Raw genomic sequence first — 6,890 nt, 5'->3', positions numbered from 1 at the left:
GGATACATAACCATCATGGATGCTTTTCATGCAAAACCTCCCGTAGTGCAATGTCCGGTCAACGCGCGACCCTGGACGCATGACCCTCGCCGCACACTTCGCCGGAGGCCGCGATTACCTCGCCGCCTGCACGCTCGGGCTCCCGCCGCGCGCCACGGTCGCGGCCGTGACCGCGGACCTCGAGGCCGCGGCATCCGGTCGTCCGGACGTCGGGGCCGCCACGCGCGCGGTCGAGGACGCCCGGCGCTCGTACGCACGGCTCGTCAGCGCTCCCGTGTCGCGCGTCGCGATCGCCGCGCAGACGTCGGTCGCCGTCTCGCTCATCGCCGCCGCGGTCCCCGACGGTGCCGAGGTGCTCTGCGCGGACGGCGACTTCGCGTCGCTCGTGGCTCCGTTCGCGCACGCGGGCCGCGGCGTCCGCCTGCGGTCCGTCCCGCTCAGGCGCCTCGCCGACGAGATGACCGCGGACACCTGGCTCGTCGCGTTCTCACTCGTGCAGTCCGCGACCGGCGAGGTCGCCGACGCCGCCGCCATCGCCGCCGCCGCGGCGAGGACCGGCACCCGCACACTGTGCGATATGACCCAGGCCGCCGGATGGCTGCCCGTGGATGCCACTCTCTTCGACGCCACGGTGTGCCACGCCTACAAGTGGCTGTGCGCCCCGCGCGGGGTCGCGTTCCTCACGCTCTCCCCCGCCCTCGCGAGCGAGCTGCGGCCCGTGCAGGCCGGGTGGTACTCGGGAGACGACCCCTGGGCGTCCTGTTACGGCGCTTCGGCCCCGCTGGCCGCCGATGCCCGGCGCTTCGACGTCTCGCCCGCGTGGCAGGCCTTCGTGGGCGCTGCCCCCGCGCTCGCGCTCTTCGCCTCCGCCGACCCGGCCGCGATCCACGCGCACGCGACGGGACTCGCGGCGCACTTCCGCGCCGTGATGGGCCTGGCCGAGCCGGAACGCCCCTCGGCGATCGTCACGTGGCCGGATGCCGACGGCTGCGCGCTCGCCCGACTCACGGCATCCGGGATCATCGCGTCGGGGCGCGCCGGTCGCGCGCGCGTCGCCTTCCACGTGTTCAACGACGAGGACGACGTCGATCGGGCACTTTCCGCTCTGCGCGCCGCGCCGCTCAAGCTCGCAGTCTGACCCACAGCGCTCCGAGGCACACGGCCGCGACCGGGAGGAGCGCCCACAGCGCGAGCCCGCCGTATCCCGCGCCGTTCAGGATGACGCCGGCGAGCACCGAGCCCACCGCCGCGCACGCCGTCATGAGCGTGTCGCTCCGCCCCTGTCGGCGCGGAAATGCCGCGAGCGGCGTCGCCTCGGTGAGCAGCGCGGAGCCCGCGACGGTCGCGGCGCTCCACCCGAGGCCCAGCAGGACCAATGCCACGAGCACGCCGGCCTGCGACCACGACAGGGTCGCGGCGACCGCCAGCGCGGCCGCGAGCAGAACCTGCCCGAGGACCACGACTGGAATCCGCCCGATGCGGTCGGCCAGGACGCCGAAGACCGGGGACAGGCCGTACATGCCGAAGACGTGCAGCGCGATCGTGACGCCCACCGCGAGGGTCACGGCATCCGGAGCGACGATGTGCGACAGATGCACGGGCGTCATCGCCATCACGGATGCCATGGTCACGTGCGAGGCGGCGACGGCGAACATCGCGTAGCGGGCCAGGGCGGGTCGGTCCGTCACCGCGTCGGCGACGGCGGCCGCCGCGTTCTCGCGGTCGCGGCGCTGCGCCAGCAGCAGCGGGTCGGGTCGCAGCACGAGGACGTACAGCGCGAGGGCGCACGCCTGGGCCGCGAACGAGAACAGGTAGGCGCCGGTGAGGCGTGGCATCCCGATGCTCGCGCCCAGGACCTCGCCGGGCGCGAGGAGGAGCGGCCCGACGACGCCCCCGACGGTGGTCGCCCAGACGACCGTCGCGAGGTCGCGCCCGCGCCGCGCGGTGCTCGCGAGATCGGTCGCGGCGAAACGCGCTTGCAGCGTGCCCGCGTTTCCTGCCCCGATGAGGGCGATCCCCACGAGCAGCAGGGGGAAGAGCCGGAGTGCCGCTGCCGCGATGACGACGGAGATTCCGGCCAGCGCCATGACGTTGCCCGTGCTGAGGGCGAAGCGACGGCCGCGCCGGGACGCCAGGCGCGCGAGCGGGATCGCCGTGAGCGCGGCGCCCAGCGTGACGGACGCGGTCGCGAAGCCCGAGAGCGCCTCCTGCCCCGAGAGGTCGGCGGCCAGGAGAGCGCCGAGCGACAGCGTCGAACCGAACGCCACCCCGGCGAGCACCTGCCCGGCCGCGAGGACGCGGACCGTGCGGCGCTGCACGAGCGCGACGTCGACCGCCGCACCCGCCGCGAGGTCAGGCATCGCGCACGGTGTTGCGCAGCACTCCGATTCCGCTGACCTCGACCTCGACGGTGTCGCCGGCCTCGAACGGGCCGATGCCGGCCGGCGTGCCGGTGAGGATCAGGTCGCCGGGGAGCAGCGTGAACACCGCAGACGCGTAGGCGATGAGGTCGGGGACCTTGTGGATCATGTCCGACATCGGGCCGTTCTGCCGCACCTCGCCGTTCACGCGGGTCGTGATCGTCGCGGCATCGGTGTCGAGCTCGGTCTCGATGACCGGCCCGACGGGGCAGAAGGTGTCGAAGCCCTTGGCGCGGGTCCACTGACCGTCGCGGCTCTGGAGGTCGCGGGCCGTGACGTCGTTGGCGACGGTGTAGCCGAAGATGTAGTCGGCGGCGCGCTCGGCCGGAACGTTCTTCGCGATGCGGCCGATCACGACGGCGAGTTCGCCCTCGTAGTCGGTACGGGAGCTGAGCGCGGTCGGTCGGACGATGACGTCGTCGGGTCCGATCACCGACGTGTTCGGCTTGAGGAACATCAGCGGTTCGGCGGGAGCCTCGCCGCCCATCTCGGCGGCGTGGTCGTGGTAGTTCTTGCCGATGCACACGACCTTCGAGCGTGGGATGACGGGCGCGAGAAGCGTCACCTCGGACAGCGGGATCCGCTCCCCCGTCGTCTCGAAGCCGGCGAACAGCGGATCGCCCGCGAGGACGACCAGTTCGGCGTCGTCGACGATCCCGTAGCGGAGGGTTTCCTGGTGGCTGAACCGAGCGATCTTCACCTTTCCACCCTATCCGGGGCCTCGGACGTGGCATCCGGGGTTCTGCTTCGTCGGAGTGCGGCCGGCATCCCCCTCTCCCCACGCCCGCGGAAACGACGAAGGGGCCCCCAAAGCGGGGACCCCTCCGTGTGCGACGCGATCAGGCGTCGAGGCGGTACAGCCAGCCGTGCTTGTCCTCGGCGCGGCCGTACTGGATGTCGGTGAGCTCCTGGCGCAGCTCGAGGGCGAGCGTGCCGGAAGGCTGCTCGTCGATGAAGTCCTTGCCCTTGAGCGTGCCGATCGGGGTGACGACGGCGGCGGTGCCGCACGCGAACACCTCGACGATGTCCCCGGATGCCACGCCCTCACGCCACTCCGCGAGAGAGACGTTACGACCGACCACGTGGTGGCCGCGGTCACGGGCGAGCTGCAGCAGCGAGTCGCGCGTGATGCCCTCGAGGATCGAGTCGGACTGCGGCGTGACGATGGTGCCGTCCTTGTAGACGAACACGATGTTCATGCCACCGAGTTCTTCGATGTTGCGGTCCTGGTCGAGGAACACGACCTGGTCGCACTCGTTCTCGTATGCCTCGGACTGCGGCAGCAGGCTCGCGGCGTAGTTGCCACCGGTCTTCGCCGCGCCCGTGCCGCCCTTGCCGGCGCGCGAGTAGTCCTCGCTGAGCCAGATCGACACCGGCTGCACGCCGCCCTTGAAGTACGCGCCCGCGGGGCTCGCGATGAGGTAGTACGCGACCTTGTGCGCGGGACGCACGCCGAGGAACGCCTCCTTCGCGAACATGAACGGACGCAGGTAGAGGCTCTGGTCGTCGCCCGAGGGCACCCACGCCCCGTCGACCGCGATGAGCTCGCGCAGCGACTGCAGGAAGTACGGGACGGGAAGCTCGGGCAGCGCGAGACGGCGGGCCGAACGCTGAAGGCGCCGACCGTTCTGGTCGGGGCGGAAGGTGTGGACCGACCCGTCGGCGTGACGGTACGCCTTGATGCCCTCGAAGATCTCCTGACCGTAGTGCAGGACGGCCGCGGCGGGGTCGAGCGAGATCGGACCGTACGGCGAGACACGCGGACGGTGCCAGCCGCCGCGAATCGACCAGCAGACGTCGACCATGTGGTCGGTGAAGTGCTGCCCGAAGCCCGGGTTGGCGAGGATCTCGTCGCGCTGAGCCGGGCTCTTCGCGGCGAGGTTGCGGGTGACGGCGAACTCGAGCGGGTCGAGTCCGGTGTCGGGGTCGGTGTCGATGGTCGTCATGGTCTCTCTCACACGGTGTCGGGGAGCGCGGGCGGCGGCGCGGGCCGATCGGTCCAGGTTACGCCCGGACGCGTTCGGCGATCGCGTCGCCGATCTGCGCGGTGCTGCGCGGCGTGGCGTCCCGGGCGGCGATGTCGTCTTCCACCGCGCGGGTGACGCGGGCGGACTCGCTCTCGAGCCCGAGGTGGTCGAGCAGGAGGGCGACCGAGAGGATCGCGGCCGTGGGATCGGCCTTCTGGGTGCCCGCGATGTCGGGCGCCGATCCGTGGACGGGCTCGAACATCGAGGGGAACGCGCCGTCGGGGTTGATGTTGCCCGAAGCGGCGAGGCCGATGCCACCGGTGACGGCGCCGGCCAAGTCGGTCAAGATGTCGCCGAAGAGGTTGTCGGTGACGATCACATCGAAGCGGCTGGGGTTCGTGACCAGGAAGATCGTGGCCGCGTCGACGTGCAGGTAGTCTACGTCGACCTCGGGGTGCTCCGTCGCCACCGCGTCGACGATGCGCTTCCACATGCCGCCGGCGTGGACGAGCACGTTGGTCTTGTGCACGAGCGTGAGCTTCCGGCGCCGACGCTCGGCGAGGTCGAAGGCGTAGCGGACGACGCGCTCGATCCCGAACGCGGTGTTGACCGACGTCTCGTTGGCGACCTCGTGCGGGGTGCCACGCCGGATCGACCCGCCGTTGCCGACATACGGTCCCTCGGTGCCCTCGCGGACGACCACGAAGTCGATCTCGCCGGGGTTCGCGAGCGGACCGGTCGCCCCGGGGTAGAGCTTCGACGGCCGCAGGTTGACGTAGTGGTCGAGCTCGAAACGCAGCTTGAGCAGGAGGCCGCGCTCGATGTTCGCGTCCTTCAGGCGCGGGTCGCCGGGCACTCCCCCGACCGCGCCGAGGAGGATCGCGTCGTGCTCGGCGATCGCAGCGAGGTCGGCGTCGGTGAGCGTGTCGCCCGTCTCGAGGTACCGTGCGGCGCCGAGCGAGAACGGCGTCTTCTCGAACGTGACGCCGGACTCGGCGGTGACCGCGTCGAGGACCTTCACGGCCTCGCTGACGACCTCGGGACCGATGCCGTCACCGGGGATGACAGCCAGTTTCACGACGCGCGACATCGCACTCCTCAGCGCTCAGGGCACATCACTTCGTCGATGCGCCGCGGGATCCTCCCAGGGTAGTGGCAGCGATGAGCGCCGCCACGACGATGAGCCCCGCGCCGATGAGTGCCGTGACGACGACGCCCGAGTCGAACGCCTGCGCCGCGGCGAGCCGCAGCGACTCCCCCAGCGCCGCGTCGTCGAGTGTGTGCGACACCGCGACGGCACCGGCGAGAGTCTCGCGGGCCGCGTCGGCCGCGGCATCCGGGAGTCCCGCCGGCAGCACGAGCTGCGCGCGATAGAACGCTGCCAGGATGCCACCCAGCACCGCCGTGCCCAGCACCGCGCCCACTTCGTACGCCGTCTCGGAGACGGCGCTCGCGGCACCGGCCTTCGCGGGCGGGGCGCTGGAGAGGATCAGCTCGTTCGACACGGTCTCGGCCGCGCCGATGCCGATACCCAGCAGACCGAACGCCACGATGAGCAGCAGGAGGTCGGCGGTCGAGAAGGCCACCAGGACGTAGGCCACGACCGAGAACGCGAGAGCAGCCGGAACAACGCGGCGCGGCGCGAACCGCTGTGCGACGGGAACGATTGCCAGGCCCGCGACGATCATCAGCACGAGGCCGGGCAGCAGCGCGAAGCCCGCGACCATCGGGGTGAGACCCACGACGAGCTGCAGGTGCTGCGCGACGAAGTAGAGGAACCCGACGAGACCGACCACGCTCAACAGGTTGACGAGGATCGCTCCGGAGAACGTCCCACGCCGGAACAGGGACATGTCGAGCATCGGGGTGGGCAGAGCGCGCTGGCGCCGGACGAACAGCCACCCGAACACCACGCCCGTCACGAACAGCGCGAGCGTCACCATCGTCGGTCCGTCGACCGCGAGCTTCTTGATGCCGTAGACGATCGGCACCATCGTCGCGAGCGAGAGCAGCACGCTGAGCGGGTCGAAACGCCCCGGCGCGGGGTCGCGGCTCTCGGGCACGAAGAACGGCGCGAGGATCAGCAGCGGAACCAGCACGGGCACCGCCATGAGGAAGACCGAGCCCCACGTGAAGTGCTCGAGCAGGAACCCGCCCACGATCGGGCCGAGGGCCGCACCGGCCGAGAAGCCCGACGCCCACACGGCGATCGCGAGGCGACGCTCGTCGCGGTCGCGGAAGATGCTCCGCAGCAGCGACAGCGTGGACGGCATGAGCATCGCGCCGAACACGCCCATCAGGGCGCGACCCGCGATGAGCAGCGCGGCGGTGGGTGCGAACGCCGAGAGAGCGGACACCGCGGCGAAGCCGGTGGCGCCGATCAGCAGCAGACGCCGACGGCCGAACCGGGTCTCGAGCGTGCCCATCGTCACGAGGAGCCCCGCGAGCACCAGCGGGTAGACGTCGATGATCCAGAGCTGCTCGATGCTCGAGGGCTGCAGCG

Annotated in this window: 6 protein-coding genes; 1 reads left to right on the top strand and 5 read right to left on the bottom strand. The window is 71.4% G+C overall.

Annotation, left to right across the window (positions count from 1 at the left end; translation table 11 throughout):
* Nucleotides 1-79: 79 nt before the first annotated feature.
* Nucleotides 80-1,138 (top strand): aminotransferase class V-fold PLP-dependent enzyme, encoded by a 1,059-nt coding sequence (locus I5G_RS21955; protein ID WP_022879064.1) that lies wholly within the window; start codon nucleotides 80-82, stop codon nucleotides 1,136-1,138.
* On the opposite strand, the gene I5G_RS10800 is transcribed toward I5G_RS21955, so the two are convergent.
* The 5 genes from I5G_RS10800 to I5G_RS10780 all read right to left on the bottom strand — a co-directional run.
* Nucleotides 1,122-2,360, bottom strand: a complete 1,239-nt coding sequence (locus I5G_RS10800) for an MFS transporter (RefSeq protein ID WP_022879063.1) — start codon at nucleotides 2,358-2,360, stop codon at nucleotides 1,122-1,124. The two genes, I5G_RS21955 and I5G_RS10800, sit on opposite strands and share 17 nt — an antisense overlap.
* Nucleotides 2,353-3,120, bottom strand: coding sequence for a fumarylacetoacetate hydrolase family protein (locus I5G_RS10795; RefSeq protein ID WP_022879062.1), 768 nt, complete (start codon nucleotides 3,118-3,120; stop codon nucleotides 2,353-2,355). Before I5G_RS10795 ends, I5G_RS10800 begins: the two co-directional genes overlap by 8 nt.
* 139 nt (nucleotides 3,121-3,259) lie before the next feature.
* Complete coding sequence (locus I5G_RS10790) at nucleotides 3,260-4,366, bottom strand: branched-chain amino acid aminotransferase (RefSeq protein WP_022879061.1); 1,107 nt, start codon at nucleotides 4,364-4,366, stop codon at nucleotides 3,260-3,262.
* A 58-nt stretch (nucleotides 4,367-4,424) separates the two neighbouring features.
* Nucleotides 4,425-5,477, bottom strand: coding sequence for a 3-isopropylmalate dehydrogenase (locus tag I5G_RS10785; protein WP_022879060.1), 1,053 nt, complete (start codon nucleotides 5,475-5,477; stop codon nucleotides 4,425-4,427).
* Between the two features lie 25 nt (nucleotides 5,478-5,502).
* Nucleotides 5,503-6,890, bottom strand: a 1,388-nt coding sequence (locus I5G_RS10780; RefSeq protein WP_026095845.1) for an MFS transporter, incomplete at its 5' end; no start/stop codon positions are given.

The organism is Microbacterium sp. B19 (assembly GCF_000333395.1).
Taxonomy (GTDB): domain Bacteria; phylum Actinomycetota; class Actinomycetes; order Actinomycetales; family Microbacteriaceae; genus Microbacterium.
Note: the sequence above shows the minus strand (reverse complement) of the source record. Positions and strands in the feature narration are given on the sequence as shown.

Coding starts and splice junctions, on each gene's coding strand:
- I5G_RS10790 (WP_022879061.1), bottom strand. CDS start 4,366: ATGACGACCATCGACACCGACCCCGACACCGGACTCGACCCGCTCGAG.
- I5G_RS21955 (WP_022879064.1), top strand. CDS start 80: ATGACCCTCGCCGCACACTTCGCCGGAGGCCGCGATTACCTCGCCGCC.
- I5G_RS10800 (WP_022879063.1), bottom strand. CDS start 2,360: ATGCCTGACCTCGCGGCGGGTGCGGCGGTCGACGTCGCGCTCGTGCAG.
- I5G_RS10785 (WP_022879060.1), bottom strand. CDS start 5,477: ATGTCGCGCGTCGTGAAACTGGCTGTCATCCCCGGTGACGGCATCGGT.